Annotated in this window: 13 protein-coding genes and 1 pseudogene; 4 read left to right on the top strand and 10 right to left on the bottom strand. The window is 60.2% G+C overall.

The features are described 5' to 3' along the window. Window positions 1-6: 6 nt before the first annotated feature. Window positions 7-1185, top strand: a complete 1179-nt coding sequence (locus K5K89_RS27055) for an NAD(P)/FAD-dependent oxidoreductase (protein WP_071490318.1) — start codon at window positions 7-9, stop codon at window positions 1183-1185. Between the two features lie 203 nt (window positions 1186-1388). Then, window positions 1389-3572 carry a YccS family putative transporter gene (yccS, locus tag K5K89_RS27060; RefSeq protein WP_071490319.1) on the top strand — a complete coding sequence of 728 codons (2184 nt, stop codon included), beginning with the start codon at window positions 1389-1391 and terminating at the stop codon, window positions 3570-3572. 35 nt (window positions 3573-3607) lie between these two features. Here the strand turns inward: yccS and K5K89_RS27065 are convergent, their stop codons facing one another. Further along, complete coding sequence (locus K5K89_RS27065; protein ID WP_071490320.1) at window positions 3608-4345, bottom strand: substrate-binding periplasmic protein; 738 nt, start codon at window positions 4343-4345, stop codon at window positions 3608-3610. A gap of 201 nt (window positions 4346-4546) precedes the next feature. Between K5K89_RS27065 and K5K89_RS27070 the strand changes: the two genes are divergently transcribed. Next, entirely contained in the window at window positions 4547-4999 is a 453-nt protein-coding gene (locus tag K5K89_RS27070; RefSeq protein ID WP_092242104.1) for a GNAT family N-acetyltransferase, read from the top strand. Here K5K89_RS27070 and K5K89_RS27075 read toward each other — a convergent pair. From K5K89_RS27075 to K5K89_RS27085, 3 genes are read right to left on the bottom strand one after another with little or no spacing between them, the layout of a single operon-like run. Continuing rightward, on the bottom strand, window positions 4996-5292 hold the full coding sequence (locus tag K5K89_RS27075) for a helix-turn-helix domain-containing protein (protein ID WP_033898013.1): 297 nt from the start codon (window positions 5290-5292) through the stop codon (window positions 4996-4998). The two genes, K5K89_RS27070 and K5K89_RS27075, sit on opposite strands and share 4 nt — an antisense overlap. A 19-nt stretch (window positions 5293-5311) precedes the next feature. Beyond that, complete coding sequence (locus K5K89_RS27080; RefSeq protein ID WP_058426613.1) at window positions 5312-5812, bottom strand: M48 family metallopeptidase; 501 nt, start codon at window positions 5810-5812, stop codon at window positions 5312-5314. Between the two features lie 41 nt (window positions 5813-5853). After that, window positions 5854-7959: a putative bifunctional diguanylate cyclase/phosphodiesterase gene (locus K5K89_RS27085; RefSeq protein WP_222540565.1), complete on the bottom strand. Its 2106-nt coding sequence runs from the start codon at window positions 7957-7959 to the stop codon at window positions 5854-5856. Between the two features lie 310 nt (window positions 7960-8269). Here K5K89_RS27085 and K5K89_RS27090 point away from each other — a divergent pair. Then, window positions 8270-8932: pseudogene (locus tag K5K89_RS27090) on the top strand (polysaccharide lyase family 7 protein); the annotation flags it as partial. Between the two features lie 758 nt (window positions 8933-9690). On the opposite strand, the gene fba reads toward K5K89_RS27090, so the two are convergent. The 6 genes from fba to tkt form a co-directional block, all read right to left on the bottom strand. Further along, window positions 9691-10755, bottom strand: coding sequence for a class II fructose-bisphosphate aldolase (fba, locus tag K5K89_RS27095; protein ID WP_003177554.1), 1065 nt, complete (start codon window positions 10753-10755; stop codon window positions 9691-9693). Between the two features lie 124 nt (window positions 10756-10879). Further along, on the bottom strand, window positions 10880-11215 hold the full coding sequence (locus K5K89_RS27100; RefSeq protein WP_071490324.1) for an MliC family protein: 336 nt from the start codon (window positions 11213-11215) through the stop codon (window positions 10880-10882). 59 nt (window positions 11216-11274) lie between these two features. Then, window positions 11275-11502, bottom strand: a complete 228-nt coding sequence (locus K5K89_RS27105) for a hypothetical protein (protein WP_222540566.1) — start codon at window positions 11500-11502, stop codon at window positions 11275-11277. Between the two features lie 29 nt (window positions 11503-11531). Further along, entirely contained in the window at window positions 11532-12695 is a 1164-nt protein-coding gene (locus K5K89_RS27110; RefSeq protein ID WP_222540567.1) for a phosphoglycerate kinase, read from the bottom strand. Between the two features lie 17 nt (window positions 12696-12712). Next, on the bottom strand, window positions 12713-13771 hold the full coding sequence (gene epd / locus K5K89_RS27115; protein WP_071490327.1) for an erythrose-4-phosphate dehydrogenase: 1059 nt from the start codon (window positions 13769-13771) through the stop codon (window positions 12713-12715). A 138-nt stretch (window positions 13772-13909) separates the two neighbouring features. Next, window positions 13910-15907 carry a transketolase gene (gene tkt, locus K5K89_RS27120; protein ID WP_071490328.1) on the bottom strand — a complete coding sequence of 666 codons (1998 nt, stop codon included), beginning with the start codon at window positions 15905-15907 and terminating at the stop codon, window positions 13910-13912. Between the last annotated feature and the right edge of the window lie 154 nt (window positions 15908-16061).

Consider the following 16061-nt stretch of genomic DNA (forward strand, 5'->3'; position numbering starts at 1 on the left):
ACCGTTTTGCGCTCGACCGAAGTTGTGATCATTGGCGCCGGCGCCGCAGGCTTGATGTGCGCGCTGACCGCCGCCGGGCGTGGGCGCAAGGTGATGTTGATCGACCATGCGAACAAGGCCGGCAAGAAGATCCTGATGTCCGGTGGTGGCCGCTGCAACTTCACCAACCTGTACACCGAGCCGGCCAACTTCCTGTCGCACAACGAACACTTCTGCAAGTCCGCCCTGGCCCGCTACACCCAGTGGGACTTCATCGGGCTGGTGGCCAAGCACGGCGTGCCGTACCACGAGAAAAAACTCGGCCAGTTGTTCTGCGATAACAAATCCAGCGACATCCTCGGCATGCTGCTCGATGAGTGCATCCAGGTCGGCGTGAGCCTGCACCTGGACACGTCGGTCCAGGAGATTGCCAAGCTGGACAGCGGCTACCAGTTGCAGACCACCTTGGGCGAGTTGCGCTGTGAATCCCTGGTGATCGCCACCGGCGGCCTGTCGATCCCGACCCTGGGCGCGACCGGTTTTGGTTACCAGGTGGCCAGACAGTTCGGCCACGAATTGCTGCCGACCCGCGCCGGGCTGGTGCCGTTCACCATCACCGACCAGCTCAAGGATTTGTGTGGCGAGTTGTCGGGGACGTCGGTGGATTGCCTGGTCAGCTGCAACGGCCAGAGCTTTCGCGAGAACATCCTGTTTACCCACCGTGGCCTCAGCGGGCCGGCGATTCTGCAGATTTCTTCTTACTGGGAATCCGGCGACACGGTTGAAATCAACCTGCTGCCCGACCACGACGCTCACACCTGGCTGCAACAGCAACAAGTCGAGCGCCCCAACAGCGAGTTGAAAACCCTGCTGGGCGAGATCTTCACCAAGAAGATGGCCAACCTGTTGGCCGAGACATGGTTCGTGTCCAAGCCGATGAAGCAGTACACCCATGCCGAAATTGCCGACATCGCGCAAAAACTCGGCAACTGGCAATGGGTGCCGGCGGGCACCGAGGGTTATCGCACGGCGGAAGTCACATTGGGTGGCGTGGACACACGGGAAGTGTCGTCCAAGACCATGGAATCGCTGAAAAGCCCCGGCCTGTACTTTATCGGTGAAGTGCTGGATGTGACCGGTCACCTGGGCGGCTTCAACTTCCAGTGGGCCTGGGCTTCGGGTTACGCGGCGGCGCAGTACGCCTGAAGAGTGTAATCGGTCAAATGCGGGAGGGGGCTTGCCCCCGATGGCAGTGTGTCAATCAGTACGACTGTGACTGATCTACCGCTATCGGGGGCAAGTCCCCTCCCACATGGAATAAATTTTGCTGTTGGATGTGATCGCCACGCTTGCCGCAGCGTCCTTGATAGCTCAATTTAGCGGCATCGTCCCGGAAGACTCCAGACTTCATGTCATCGACCTCGTTCAAGCAGTCCCTGCGGCGCCTGTGGGCACTGGATAAATTCAGCTACAGCATTCGGGTATTCATTGCCCTCACCGGCAGCATGGCGCTGTGCTGGTATCAGGATGAAATGGCACTGCTGATCCCGTTGTTCCTGGGGATCATCGCCAGCGCCCTGGCCGAGACCGATGACAGTTGGCAGGGCCGCCTCAACGCCCTGGCGGTGACGCTGGTGTGTTTCAGCATCGCCGCGCTGTCGGTAGAGTTGCTGTTCCCTTATCCCTTGATCTTCGCGGTCTCACTGGCCCTGGCCACCTTCTGCCTGACCATGCTCGGCGCCTTGGGCGAGCGCTATGGGGCGATTGCTTCGGCAACGTTGATTCTGTCGGTATACACCATGATCGGCGTGGACCAGCGCGGCGGCGCCGTCAGCGATTTCTGGCATGAGCCGCTGTTGTTGGTGGCCGGTGCAGCCTGGTATGGCGCGCTGTCGGTGCTGTGGCAGGCGCTGTTTTCCAACCAGCCGGTGCAACAGAGCCTGGCGCGGTTGTTCCGTGAGCTTGGACGGTACCTCAAGCTCAAGTCATCGTTGTTCGAGCCAATCCGCCAGTTGGACGTGGAAGCGCGGCGCCTGGAACTGGCCCAGCAGAACGGTCGCGTGGTGGCGGCGTTGAATGCGGCGAAGGAAATCATCCTGCATCGCGTGGGCAATGGTCGACCCGGTTCGAAAGTCAGCCGTTACCTGAAGCTCTACTTCCTAGCCCAGGACATCCACGAACGCGCCAGCTCGTCGCACTACCCGTACAACGCCCTGGCCGAGGCCTTCTTCCACAGCGACGTACTCTTCCGTTGCCAGCGCCTGCTACGCCAGCAAGGCAAGGCCTGCCAGACCCTGGCCGAATCGATCCAGATGCGCCAACCGTTCATCTATGACGACAGCTTCGCCGAAGCCCTGGGCGACCTCAACGCGTCCCTGGAACACCTGCGCATCCAGAGCAACCCAGCCTGGCGCGGCCTGCTGCGTTCGTTGCGCGCCCTGGCGGCCAACCTGTCGACCCTGGACCGCCTGCTCGGCGACGCCAGCAACCCCGACAGCCTGGCGGACGCCACCGACAGCAACCTGCTGGACCGCGCCCCGCGCAACCTCAAGGAAATGTGGACGCGCCTGCGCACGCAGATGACGCCGACGTCACTGCTGTTCCGTCACGCGTTGCGCCTGTCGTTGGCGCTGACCGTCGGCTACGGCATGCTGCATGCGATCCACGCGTCCCAGGGCTACTGGATCATCCTCACCACGCTGTTTGTGTGCCAGCCGAACTATGGCGCCACGCGGCGCAAGCTCGGCCAGCGGATCATCGGTACGGCCATCGGCCTGACCGTGGCCTGGGCACTGTTCGACCTGTTTCCGAGCCCCCTGGTGCAATCGATGTTCGCCATCGCCGCCGGCCTGGTGTTCTTTATCAACCGCACCACCCGCTACACCCTGGCCACCGCCGCCATCACCTTGATGGTGTTGTTCTGCTTCAACCAGGTCGGCGATGGCTACGGACTATTCCTGCCACGCCTGTTCGATACCTTGCTCGGCAGCCTGATCGCCGGCCTCGCGGTGTTCCTGTTCCTGCCGGACTGGCAAGGTCGCCGCTTGAACAAAGTGCTGGCCAATACCCTGACCTGCAACAGCATCTACCTGCGCCAGATCATGCAGCAGTACGCCGCCGGCAAGAGCGACGACCTGGCCTACCGCCTGGCCCGACGCAACGCACACAACGCCGATGCCGCGCTGTCCACCACCCTGGCGAACATGCTGATGGAACCGGGGCACTTCCGTAAGGAAGCGGACGTGGGTTTTCGGTTCCTGGTGTTGTCGCACACTTTGCTCAGTTATTTGTCAGGGCTGGGCGCGCACCGTGAAACCCAATTGCCGGCCGAGGTGCGTGAGCATCTGATCGATGGCGCCGGCAAGACCCTGGCGGCGAGCATCGATGAGATCGCCACGGGGTTGGCCAACAAGCAGCCGATCGCGATCCAGAGCGATGCCGAGGAAGCGCTGGCGGCGGACCTGGAGCAGATGCCGGATGAGATCGATGAAGGGCAGCGGTTGGTACAGACGCAGTTGGCGTTGATTTGCCGGCAACTGGGGCCGTTGCGCACCTTGGCGGCGCATTTGATCAAGGACACCAGCGCGGCCTGACCTGTGGCGAGCGGGCTTGCCACAAGAGGCACCCGCTACATACCGTGCTGCTTCATCAACCGCTCATAGCTACCGTCAGCCTTCATTTTGGCAATCTCCCGATCAAACCCGGCCACGATCTGCTCATGCTCCGGGTTCTTCAGGCTGACCAGGATATGCAGGCTGTTTTCACTAAGCGGCTGGGGCAAAAACTCCACTGCGTTGCGCACCCGCGCCGACTCGCGCGACAGGTAATAGCGCGCCACATACTCATCCTCCAGCGTCAGCCGCACCCGCTGCGCCGCGAGCATGCGCACGGCCATGGCGAAGTTGTGCACCGGGACTTTCTGCAACTGCGCATCCCCATCGAACGCCGCCGAATAGGCATAGCCACGCACCACGGCGATGGGATAGTCGTGCAATTGCGCAAGGTTCTGGAATTCGATGGGATCGTCGCGGCGCTTGATAAAGCGCACACGGTTGAGCAGGTATTCACCTGAGAACTGGCCCAGTTTCGTACGGGCATCGTCGTACCAGGCGTTGATCAGCACGTCATAACGGCCGTCGCCCACCCCCATCAGCGCACGGGCCCAGGGCACTTGCTCGAAGTCACTGGCATAACCCGCACGGGCCAGGGCGGTACTGACGATATCGGTGGCCAGCCCGCCGTTGATCAAGGTGGAATCGGTAAAAGGCGGCCAGGCATCTGCCACCAGACGCAGACGCTGCGCGAATGCCGGCTGGGCCAGCAGCAACACTCCAATCAAAGCAACGGCACGAGAGAATCGCGGCATGCTCAAAGTCCTTGGCAGGCAGGCGGTGGCCTTGGCTCAGGCGCGGCCCGAGGTTCTAACAGTAGCTCAGATTACACAAAGAAACCGGCACCGAACGCACTCAATGATGGCAAATTGATTTCACTCACAAAAATAGTTGATTTAGACAGCATTGCCCGCTGCGCTTACTATCCGCATCAGACATTGATAAGAGAACTGGCCATGACCGTTGAATGGGTGTGCAAACACCACGATGACCTGGGCAAGGAGCAGCTTTACGCGATCCTGCGCTTGCGCAACGAGGTGTTTGTTGTCGAGCAGAAATGTGTGTACCAGGATCTCGATGGGCAGGATTTATCGGGCGATACCCACCACCTGATGGCGTGGCAAGACGACCAACTGGTGGCGTACCTGCGCCTGCTGGACCCGGAATCCCAGGGCGGCGACGTGGTGATCGGCCGCGTGATCGTAGCGCCGGTGGCGCGCGGCACCGGGCTGGGCCATCGGATGATGGAAGAGACGCTCAAGCAGATTGCCGATACGTGGCCCGAGACACCGATATTCCTGTCAGCCCAGGCGCATTTGCAGGGGTACTACGGGCGGTATGGTTTTGTCGTGGCAGGTGAGGAGTACCTTGAGGATGATATTCCACACATCGGCATGCGAAAGGACTAGGGATAACCCAGCACCTGCTTGATCTGGCCGAGGTTCGCCTCGATCCAGCGCCGATCAATCGCGCCCCAGCTGCGAATCCGATAGTGCCCGGCATGGTTGCGGGCACCGTCTTCCTGCTCGAACTCACACACAATATCCAGGTCGGCCAACGCCGCAATGGTGTCCTGCGCCGTACGCCGAGGCATGCCGGTGGCGTCGGTCAGGGCCGGGACGCTGCTGGCCTGGCCGCTGTCGATCAGGTAGGCCACGTACAGGCGACGGTAGAAGCTGCTCTTGGTCTTGCTCACATCCATGGTCGGTTGCCTTGTGCGGTCAGGGTTTGCCCAGCAGGTCGCGGTACGTGAGGTACACCCGCAGGTCGAATTCCACCTGATGGTAGCCCGGCATCATGTACTCGCAGAGTTTATAGAACGCCTTGTTGTGGTCCGACTCCTTGAAGTGTGCCAGTTCGTGCACCACGATCATGCGCAGGAACTGCGGCGCGGCCTCCTTGAACAGCGCAGCAATGCGGATCTCTTTCTTCGATTTCAGATTGCCGCCCTGTACCCGCGAGATGGTGGTGTGCAGGCCGAGGGCGCGATGAGTCAGGTCCAGGCGATTATCGAACAGCACCTTGTCAATGGCCGGCGCATTGCGCAGATGTTCCTGCTTCAAGGCCAGGGCGTAGGCGTACAGGGCCTTGTCGCTCTGCACCGCGTGGCGTTCGGGGTAACGTTGCTCCAGGTAGGCACCCAACTGGTCCTTGGCGATCAGTTGGCGCACTTGTTCCTGAAGGGCGGCGGGATAGGCCTGGAGGTATTTCAGCGCGGTCATGGGGTCTGCAACAGATTCGGATAGGCGCCAGTGTAACGAATTCAGCGCAGGCGAGCGTGGCACCAGTGTGCCACTTCCTCAGCCACCAACGGCTGTGCCGCCATCGGCCCCTGAATGAAAGGGCAGCCATTAGCCTTCAGCCATTGGGCCTGCTCCTGGGTTTCCACCCCCTCAGCCACCACCACTACATCAAAATGCCCGCACAGCTCGATAATGCTGCGCGCCATCACCTCATCCCGCGCTGAGCCTGGCAGGCGAGCGACCAATTGCGGGTCGAGCTTGAGGGTGTCGAAGGCCAGGTCGCGCAGGTGCGCCAGGGAACAGTTGCCCAGGCCAAAGTCATCCAGGGCGGTGCGCACGCCGATCTGGCGCAGCAACTTGAGCTGCTTGATCGACTCTTCAAGGTTGCTCATCAGGCAGTCTTCACTGATTTCCACCTCCAGTTGCCGCCCCTGCAGCTCATGTCGCTCAAGCACCTGCTGCAGTTGGCTCGCCAGGTTGGGCATGTTGAACTGACTGCTGCTCAGGCTCACGCTCAACACCAGTTCATCATCCAAGCCGGCGTGCCAGGCCTGGAGCTGGCCGCCGACCTGCTGGTAAATCCAGGTGCTGAGTTGGCTGATCAGCCGGGCCTCTTCCAGCAACGGCAAAAACAGACCGGGTGGCACATCACCGACACTGGGGTGCTGCCAGCGCAGTAGCGCTTCCACGCCGCGCACACGTCCGTCCGCCAACGCCACCTGGGGCTGGTACACCAGGGTGAACTCCTTGTTTTGAATCGCCGTGCGCACGCCGTCTTCGAGCATCAGGCGCGAACGGGCGCGGCCGTTCATTTCCTGGTCGTAATAGCGATATTGCTGACGACCTGCGCGCTTGGCTTCGTACATGGCGATGTCCGCCGCGCGCAACAGGCCGTTAACGTCCGAGCCGCAATCCGGGAACGTGGCGATACCGATACTGACACCGAGCATCACATCCAAACCGTCAACCTGCTGACAGATAGACACCCGTTCGATCAGTTTTTCCGCAATCTTCGCCGCCTGCTCGGGGAACTCCAGCTCCAGCAGCGCGGTGAACTCATCGCCGCCCATGCGCCCGAGAATGTCGTAGGAACGCAGGCAACCCTGCAACTGCTCCGACACCCAGCGCAGCACCCGGTCGCCGGCGTCATGACCGAGAGAATCATTGACCCGCTTGAAGCCATCAAGGTCCAGGTACAGCAGCACCAGAGACTGCTCGTTGCGCTCGCTGCGCAGCAAAATGTTCTCCGCCGCCTGGTAAAACCCGCGCCGGTTCAACAGCCCGGTCAGCGGGTCGGTGACTGCCTGGAACTCCAATTGTTGATGCAGGTGACGCACTTCGGACATGTCCAGCACGGTCACCACCATGGCCTTCTGTTCAGCCGGCAGCGGCGCACACGACAACGCCACCGGCACCTGCTGGCCGCGGCTGGTACGCAGGATCGCATCGTGCAAGCGCCAGGTCTGGCCCTGGCGATAAGCGAGGTACATCTCGAACCCCAGCCAGGCCGGCACATGGGGTTTTTGCAGGAAGCTCAGGAAACTCTCGCCTCGCAACTCGGCCATGGTAGCGTTCAGCAGTCGCGAAATGGCCGGGTTGGCATACTCGATCACACTGCCCTCGCCCACCACCAGAATGCCTTCGGCGGCGTTGTCCAACACCGAGGCATTGAACGCCCGTGCGGACTCCAGCTCATGAGTCAGACGCTGCAAGGCCCGGCGATTGCGCTGATGCTCCAGCAACGCCTGGACCTTGGGTTTGAGGATATGCGGGTCGAACGGTTTGAACAGGTAATCGATGGCGCCACTGGCATAGCCTTCGAGTACTGCGGCGGGCGACTGGGCATTGGCGGTGAGGAAAATGATCGGGGTCATGCGCGTGCGCTGGCTGCCACGCATCAGGCGCGCCACCTCGAAGCCGTCCATGCCGGGCATCTTCACATCCAGCAGCACCAGGTCGACTTCGTGCTTGAGCAACTTCTCGAGGGCTTCCACACCGGACGCAGCGGTCACCACATGCCAGTCTTCACGCTGTAACAGCGCTCGCATGCTAAGCAGGTTCTCTGGGTAGTCATCGACCACAAGAAGAACCGAATGACCATCGCCGTGGTGTGGAGCGCATTCCATGCTACGTCTCTTCCTTAGGACTACTCCGGTCATTTCTGACAGAAAACCCGGACAAACACTGAGGCCTCACTCTAGCCCCGGTTCAGAAAAAGCAGAAGTAACCTCAGTGCCATCATTGCGCCAAAGTTCAGGAAGCCGACTAACGGTCAACCGCTACAAGCCACGAACCACGGGAAACATGGCTTTTTGGCATTCCGTTGGCGCCAATAAGTTGCCAGCAATGATTTAACAAGACGGTTAACACCACCTATAAAGAACCTGTCTGGCCCAAGGGCCATAGCCTACACCCCTCTGTAAAAAGGCCTACGCCATGATCGACCTATCCACCTGGAACCTCAGCATCCCTGTCGGCTCTCCACCCGCGACCATCGAAACCCCCAGATTGGTGAGCGGCTTCAACGACCAATATTTCCAGGCCGAAGGCAGCAACGTCCAATTCTGGACCCCGGTCACCGGCACCCGTACCGAAAACGCCATTTACCCGCGCAGTGAATTGCGCGAGACCTACGCCGATGGCCGCCTGCGCAACTGGACCTATCCGGATGCGGACAACTTCCTGCGTGCCACTCTGGCCGTCAATCAAGTGCCGTCCTCCGGCAAAATCGTGATCGGGCAGATTCACGCCTATGACAGCCAGAAACCACTGATCAAGCTGGAGTATCAATTCAAGGAGAAAACCCAGACCGGCAACATCGTCGCCAAGGTGCGCATGCGCCCGGATGAGGATGAAGGCCGGGTGATCACCGTGGCATCGAATGTGCCGCTGGAAAAAACCTTCACCTATGTGATCAACCTCAACAAGGCGGGGCTTCTCAGTGTGTATGCCGCGGACGGCGAGTGGAACGAACGCATCGGCGCGGCGTGGGGCGCCAAGCCGTTGTACTTCAAGGCGGGAGCGTATGTGCAGGACAACAGTGGCGACAGCAAGGAAGGGGCGCGGGTGACGTTCGCCAAGTTGGATATTGATCACGAGCAAGATTATTTCAATCATCCCCCGCTACGGCGGGGGAATGATTACTTGGATATAACGAACTCCGACGATCGTCTTACCCCTATAGCAAAACAGCATAAAAATAGTACTTCTTGCAGTGCGCACCCTAGGGCACATCTTATAAAATCATGTGCGTCCGACTCATGTACCCATTCAGGAGTTAAACACATGCCAACGATAGCCACCATTAACCAACCTGCCGTCTCGGGGTTTGGCGCCGGGTCGCAACCAAAAATATACAATGCCACCCCACCTGGTTCTTTTGCGACGCCGCCCCAAAACATGCCAGTTGTCACCAGGCCCTTCAGGTATCTCGTCTTGTCACACTTATTGAGCAACAACACCAGGATAGGCGATGTGCTGACTTATTATTGCTACCCTGTGCCGTCCGCAGGTCTTCCTACGATGTTTCTGGAACAAATAACTCTTACTGCCGCGCTGCTACAAATTTACATCAACAATAAACGCGAACATTTTGAGAAGGAAATACCCTGCTACCTTCCAAACCCAGGAGTCTATGATGTTTACTGGGAGCTTGAAAATGCATCTCAAACATATACGGAGATCGGACAGAACCTGAGATTTACAGTTGTATAACTATAGTAATTACTAAGATGGCTTATCCAACACCTGAAAAACTATTGCGTTACCCACGATGAAAAACTGTTCACTGCCCTTAGAAAAATACTTCATACCTATAAGAAACCCGCATTTCTGCGGGTTTTTTTGGCGCTATTGGCTTAGTTCACCTTAGCGTTCAACTCACCTTTCAAATACCGCTGATACATCGCTTCCAACGAGATCGGCTTGATCTTCGAAGCATTGCCGGCAGTACCGAAGGCCTCGTAGCGAGCGATACACACATCACGCATCGCGGTCACGGTCGCACCGAAGAACTTACGCGGGTCGAACTCGCTCGGGTTGGTGGCCATCAGGCGACGCATCGCACCGGTGGACGCCAGACGCAGGTCGGTATCGATGTTGACCTTGCGCACGCCGTACTTGATGCCTTCGACGATTTCTTCAACCGGCACGCCGTAGGTTTCTTTAATGTCGCCGCCGTACTGGTTGATGATCGCCAGCCACTCTTGCGGCACCGAGGAAGAACCGTGCATCACCAGGTGAGTGTTGGGGATGCGCTTGTGGATTTCCTTGATTCGGTCGATGGCCAGCACGTCGCCAGTAGGTGGCTTGGTGAACTTGTAGGCGCCGTGGCTGGTGCCGATGGCGATGGCCAGGGCGTCGACTTGGGTCTTTTTCACGAAGTCGGCGGCTTCTTCCGGATCGGTCAGCATTTGGCTGTGATCCAGCACGCCTTCGGCACCGATGCCGTCTTCTTCGCCGGCCATGCCGGTTTCCAGGGAACCCAGGCAGCCCAGCTCGCCTTCAACAGACACGCCGCAGGCGTGGGCCATGGCTACGGTTTGCTGGGTGACGCGCACGTTGTATTCGTAGTCGGTCGGAGTCTTGCCGTCTTCGCCGAGGGAACCATCCATCATCACCGAGCTGAAGCCCAGTTGGATGGAGCGCTGGCACACGTCAGGGCTGGTACCGTGGTCCTGGTGCATGCACACCGGGATATGCGGGAATTCTTCGATTGCGGCGAGGATCAGGTGACGCAGGAACGGCGCGCCGGCGTATTTGCGGGCACCGGCCGAAGCCTGGACGATCACGGGGGAGTCGGTCTTGTCAGCGGCTTCCATGATGGCGCGCATCTGCTCAAGGTTGTTGACGTTAAAGGCTGGGACGCCGTAGCCGAACTCGGCTGCGTGATCCAGCATTTGACGCATGCTGATAAGTGCCATTGTGTTGTCTCTCCCGGTCGAGGGTCGTTAATCGTGCAAGCCTGCCGTAGCGGCGGCTGCTATTCAAGTTATTGCAGGTCAGGGTTTGCATGCCTGGCCTGCTGAATCGTTATTGCTCTCACGCTTACTGCGCTTTGCAGCCGCGCCCAATCAAATCATCGGTGGCGACCCAGTAAACCAGGCCTTCCTCACCTTTTGTGTGAAACGCCAATTGGTCGTTGGCATACAGTACGCCCGAGGCAGCAACGTCCTGTTTGAGGCGGTAGACCTGGTCGGAACCGCCGAGGCGTACATCCACCTCGGATTTGGCCGGGTTGGCAAAGCGCCAGTTGACCTCGGCCTTGCTGTCGCAGGTCCAGGTGGTCCACTTGTCGGCCGTTTCGGCCTTGCCGTTGAACATGTTCATGCTGCTGCAGCCGGCCAACAAGGCCAGGGCTGCCAGGGCGAAAACGCCTTTCATTGCCAATCCTCACAGGGCGACCATGGCCGCCGCTGCTGTCGGTTAGTTGATCAGACCCGTCAAGGGCAACCCTGTTCCTGACCGTTGGGCACGGAGTCGTATTTCTCCAGCCGTTCGTTGCCGATGCGCTTGTTGATCACCGGCATGGTTTCGGCTTGCCAGTCGGCCTGGTAGCAGCTCTTTTTCTGCCCGGAGGCAGGTTCATCTGCCGCAGACTTCGCGTTCGGCGTGCTGCCGCAGCCGGCCAACAGGCCCGCTGCGATCACCAATGCCAACGACTTGATCATGGGAATACTCCTTTTCCAGATCACGAGCCTCAGCCTTTGGCTCGGGTTTCCAGCACTTCAACGGCCGGCAGTACCTTGCCCTCGACGAATTCGAGGAACGCACCGCCACCGGTAGAAATGTAGGAGATCTGCTCAGCAACGCCATATTTATCGATCGCCGCCAACGTGTCGCCGCCACCAGCGATGGAGAAGGCCGAGCTTTCGGCAATGGCGTTGGCCAGCACTTTGGTGCCGTTGCCGAACTGGTCGAATTCAAACACACCGACCGGGCCGTTCCACAGGATGGTCTGCGAAGCTTTCAGGAATTGAGCGAAGTTGGCCGCTGTTTGCGGGCCGATATCCAGGATCATGTCGTCGGCGGCCACGTCAGCGATCAGCTTGACGGTGGCTTCGGCGCTTTCGGCGAATTCCTTGGCCACTACCACGTCCACCGGCAGCGGTACGCTGACTTTGGCGGCGATGGCACGGGCCGTGTCGAGCAGGTCTGGCTCGTAGAGGGACTTGCCTACCGGGTGACCGGCGGCCGCCAGGAAGGTGTTGGCAATGCCGCCGCCGACGATCAGCTGGTTGCAGATCTGGCTCAGGCTGTTGAGCACGTCCAGCTTGGTCGACACCTTGGAACCAGCGACGATGGCCGCCATCGGTTGGGCCGGCGCGCCCAGGGCCTTGCCCAGTGCGTCCAGCTCAGCGGCCAACAGTGGGCCAGCCGCAGCGACCTTGGCGTATTTGGCTACGCCGTGGGTGGAACCTTCGGCGCGATGGGCGGTGCCGAAGGCGTCCATCACGAACACGTCGCACAGTGCCGCATATTGCTGGGCCAGTTCATCGCTGTTCTTTTTCTCGCCCTTGTTGAAGCGCACGTTTTCGAACAGCACGATGTCGCCGGCCTTCACGTCCACACCACCCAGGTAGTCAGCCACCAGCGGCACGTCGCGGCCCAGGGCTTTGCTCAGGTAGTCGGCCACAGGCTTGAGGCTGTTTTCGGCGGAGAACTCACCTTCGGTCGGGCGACCCAGGTGGGAGCAGACCATCACGGCCGCGCCTTTTTCCAGGGCCAGCTTGATGGTCGGCAGCGAAGCCAGGATTCGCGCATCGCTGGTGACTACACCGTCCTTGACTGGGACGTTGAGGTCTTCGCGGATCAGTACGCGCTTACCTTGCAGATCGAGGTCGGTCATCTTCAACACGGTCATGGGTCGCAGTTCCTGAATTACTGTTGATGAGGTTGTTTAGAGGCGATGTGCAGATAATGTTCCGCAACATCCAGCATTCGGTTGGCAAAACCCCATTCGTTGTCGAACCAGGCCAGGATGTTCACCAGCCTCGGGCCGGAAACGCGGGTCTGGCTGGCATCGACAATCGCCGAATGCGGGTCATGGTTGAAATCACAGCTGGCGTGGGGCAACTCGGTGTAGGCCAGCAAGCCTTTGAGCGGGCCGCTGGTGGCGGCATCGCGCAGGATCCGGTTGACCTCCGTCGCGTCAGTATCGCTGACGGTCTGCATGGTGATGTCCAGGCAGGACACGTTCACCGTCGGCACCCGTACGGCTTTGGCCTGGATTCGCCCGGCAAGTTCCGGCAGCAGTCGCTCGATACCCCGGGCCAGGCCGGTAGACACCGGAATCACAGACTGAAACGCAGAGCGCGTACGGCGTAGGTCCTCGTGGTGATAGGCGTCGATTACCGGCTGATCGTTCATCGCCGAGTGAATCGTGGTGATCGACACATAGTCCAGGCCGATCGCCTGATCCAGCAAGCGCAACAGCGGCACGCTGCAGTTGGTGGTACAGGAGGCGTTGGACACCAGCCGCTCATCGCCGGTCAGGCAATCCTGGTTGATGCCGTAGACGATGGTGGCGTCGACATCTGCCTCGCTGGCCATCGGCTGGGAAAACAGCACACGCGGTGCGCCGGCGTCGAGGAAACGCTGGCCATCGGCACGGGTGTGGTAGACACCGGAACATTCCAGCACCAGGTCGACGCCCAGTGCTTTCCAGTCGATGGCTTCGGGGGTGGCACTGCGCAAGACCTGCACGCAAGTGCCATTAATATGCAGACAATCGCCCTCGACCCGCACTTCGCCGGGGAAGCGGCCGTGGGTGGAGTCAAAGCGTGTCAGGTATTCGATGCTGGCCATGTCAGCCAGGTCGTTGATTGCAACAATTTCAAACCCGGCCGTCGTCCCTCGCTCGAACAGAGCACGCAAGACGCAACGACCAATGCGGCCGTAGCCGTTGAGTGCAACTTTGTAGGGACGCGGTTGAGGCATGGGGTTCTCGATCAAGGTGAGTTCGGTGTTGAAAGCACCATCGCCATCGCGGGCAAGCCCGCTCCCACATTAGACCGCGATCCAAATGTGGGAGCGGGCTTGCCCGCGATGGCGCCAGTACAGACAACGCAGACTGACTTAGTCTTCCAGCAGCTCTTCAGCCTGGCCCAGGATGTTTTCCAGGGTGAAGCCGAACTCTTCGAACAACGCTGGCGCCGGCGCCGACTCACCGTAGGTGGTCATGCCGATCACGCGGCCTTCCAGGCCCACGTACTTGTACCAGTAGTCGGCGTGAGCCGCTTCGATGGCGATACGCGCGCTGACCTGCAACGGCAATACCGACTGCTTGTAGCCGGCGTCCTGGGCTTCGAACACGCTGGTGCAAGGCATCGACACCACGCGCACGTTGCGGCCCTGGGCGGTCAGCTTGTCGTACGCCTGCACGGTCAGGCCCACTTCGGAACCGGTGGAGATCAGGATCAGTTCCGGCTCGCCGATGCAATCCTTGAGCACGTAGCCGCCACGGCTGATGTCGGCGATCTGCGCGTCGGTACGCACCTGGTGCTGCAGGTTCTGACGCGAGAAGATCAGCGCCGATGGGCCGTCCTTGCGCTCGATGGCGTGCTTCCAGGCCACGGCGGATTCCACCGCGTCGGCTGGGCGCCAGCAATCCAGGTTCGGCGTGGTGCGCAGGCTGGTCAGTTGCTCGACCGGCTGGTGCGTCGGGCCGTCTTCGCCCAGGCCGATGGAGTCATGGGTGTACACGTGGATCACGCGTTTCTTCATCAGCGCAGCCATGCGTACGGCGTTGCGGGCGTATTCCATGAACATCAGGAAGGTCGCGCCGTAAGGCACCAGGCCGCCGTGCAGTGACACGCCGTTCATGATGGCGCTCATGCCGAACTCACGTACGCCGTAGTACATGTAGTTGCCGCTGGCGTCTTCCGCCGAGACACCTTTGCAGCCTTTCCACAGGGTCAGGTTGGAACCGGCCAGGTCAGCCGAACCGCCGAGGATCTCTGGCAGCAACGGACCGAAGGCGTTCAGGGTGTTCTGGCTGGCTTTACGGCTGGCGATGGTCTCGCCCTTGGCCGCGACTTCGGCGATGTAGGCCGAGGCTTTTTCCGAGAAGTCGGCAGGCAGGTCGCCGGCCAGGCGACGCACCAGCTCGTTGGCCAGCTCAGGGAATTCGGCGGAGTAGGCCGCGAAGCGCTGGTCCCACTCGGCTTCGGTGGCCAGGCCTTTTTCCTTGGCGCTCCACTCAGCGTAGATGTCAGCCGGGATTTCGAACGGGCCGTGGTTCCACTTCAGGGCCTCACGGGTCAGGGCGATTTCCGCGTCACCCAGTGGGGCGCCGTGGCAGTCTTCTTTACCCTGCTTGTTCGGCGAACCGAAGCCAATGGTGGTCTTGCAGCAGATCAGGGTCGGCTGCGCGCTCTTGCGGGCGGTGTCGATGGCGGTCTTGATCTCTTCCGGATCGTGACCGTCGACGTTGCGGATCACCTGCCAGTTATAGGCTTCGAAACGCTTCGGGGTGTCGTCGGTGAACCAGCCTTCGACTTCGCCGTCGATGGAGATGCCGTTGTCGTCGTAGAAGGCAATCAACTTGCCCAGGCCCAGGGTGCCGGCCAGGGACGCGACTTCATGGGAAATGCCTTCCATCATGCAGCCATCACCCAGGAATACATAGGTGTGGTGGTCGACGATGTCGTGGCCAGGACGGTTGAACTGCGCGCCCAGGACTTTTTCAGCCAGCGCGAAGCCTACGGCGTTGGCCAGGCCTTGGCCCAGGGGACCGGTGGTGGTCTCGACGCCTGGGGTGTAGCCGAATTCCGGGTGGCCCGGGGTGCGACTGTGCAGCTGGCGGAAACTCTTGAGGTCGTCGATGGTGACGTCGTAGCCGGTCAGGTGCAGCAGCGAGTAGATCAGCATCGAGCCATGGCCGTTGGACAGCACGAAGCGGTCACGGTCGGCGAACGACGGGTTGCTCGGGTTGTGTTTCAGGTAGTCACGCCAAAGTACTTCGGCGATATCCGCCATGCCCATCGGGGCACCGGGATGGCCGCTGTTGGCTTTTTGCACGGCATCCATGCTGAGGGCACGAATGGCGTTGGCACGCTCACGACGGCTGGGCATCGCTGATCTCCTGAGGTTTGAATATAAAAGAAACGGAAAAAAGGACCGGCATTTTCCCTCAGCCACCGCCTGCGGGCAATGACAGATAGTCACTTGAGGAGGTTTTTCCTGTGCTTTGGGCGTCAATACCTTGCAGAACCCTTTAAGCGGTTCG

Origin of the sequence: Pseudomonas sp. DR208 (genome assembly GCF_019823005.1) — a bacterium.
In the GTDB taxonomy this organism is placed as follows: domain Bacteria; phylum Pseudomonadota; class Gammaproteobacteria; order Pseudomonadales; family Pseudomonadaceae; genus Aquipseudomonas; species Aquipseudomonas extremorientalis.

Excerpts from the sequence above, each read along its gene's own strand:
- yccS (WP_071490319.1), top strand. The coding sequence starts at position 1,389 with ATGTCATCGACCTCGTTCAAGCAGTCCCTGCGGCGCCTGTGGGCACTG.
- K5K89_RS27085 (WP_222540565.1), bottom strand. The coding sequence starts at position 7,959 with ATGGAATGCGCTCCACACCACGGCGATGGTCATTCGGTTCTTCTTGTG.
- K5K89_RS27070 (WP_092242104.1), top strand. The coding sequence starts at position 4,547 with ATGACCGTTGAATGGGTGTGCAAACACCACGATGACCTGGGCAAGGAG.
- fba (WP_003177554.1), bottom strand. The coding sequence starts at position 10,755 with ATGGCACTTATCAGCATGCGTCAAATGCTGGATCACGCAGCCGAGTTC.
- K5K89_RS27065 (WP_071490320.1), bottom strand. The coding sequence starts at position 4,345 with ATGCCGCGATTCTCTCGTGCCGTTGCTTTGATTGGAGTGTTGCTGCTG.
- epd (WP_071490327.1), bottom strand. The coding sequence starts at position 13,771 with ATGCCTCAACCGCGTCCCTACAAAGTTGCACTCAACGGCTACGGCCGC.
- K5K89_RS27110 (WP_222540567.1), bottom strand. The coding sequence starts at position 12,695 with ATGACCGTGTTGAAGATGACCGACCTCGATCTGCAAGGTAAGCGCGTA.
- K5K89_RS27100 (WP_071490324.1), bottom strand. The coding sequence starts at position 11,215 with ATGAAAGGCGTTTTCGCCCTGGCAGCCCTGGCCTTGTTGGCCGGCTGC.
- tkt (WP_071490328.1), bottom strand. The coding sequence starts at position 15,907 with ATGCCCAGCCGTCGTGAGCGTGCCAACGCCATTCGTGCCCTCAGCATG.
- K5K89_RS27080 (WP_058426613.1), bottom strand. The coding sequence starts at position 5,812 with ATGACCGCGCTGAAATACCTCCAGGCCTATCCCGCCGCCCTTCAGGAA.
- K5K89_RS27075 (WP_033898013.1), bottom strand. The coding sequence starts at position 5,292 with ATGGATGTGAGCAAGACCAAGAGCAGCTTCTACCGTCGCCTGTACGTG.
- K5K89_RS27105 (WP_222540566.1), bottom strand. The coding sequence starts at position 11,502 with ATGATCAAGTCGTTGGCATTGGTGATCGCAGCGGGCCTGTTGGCCGGC.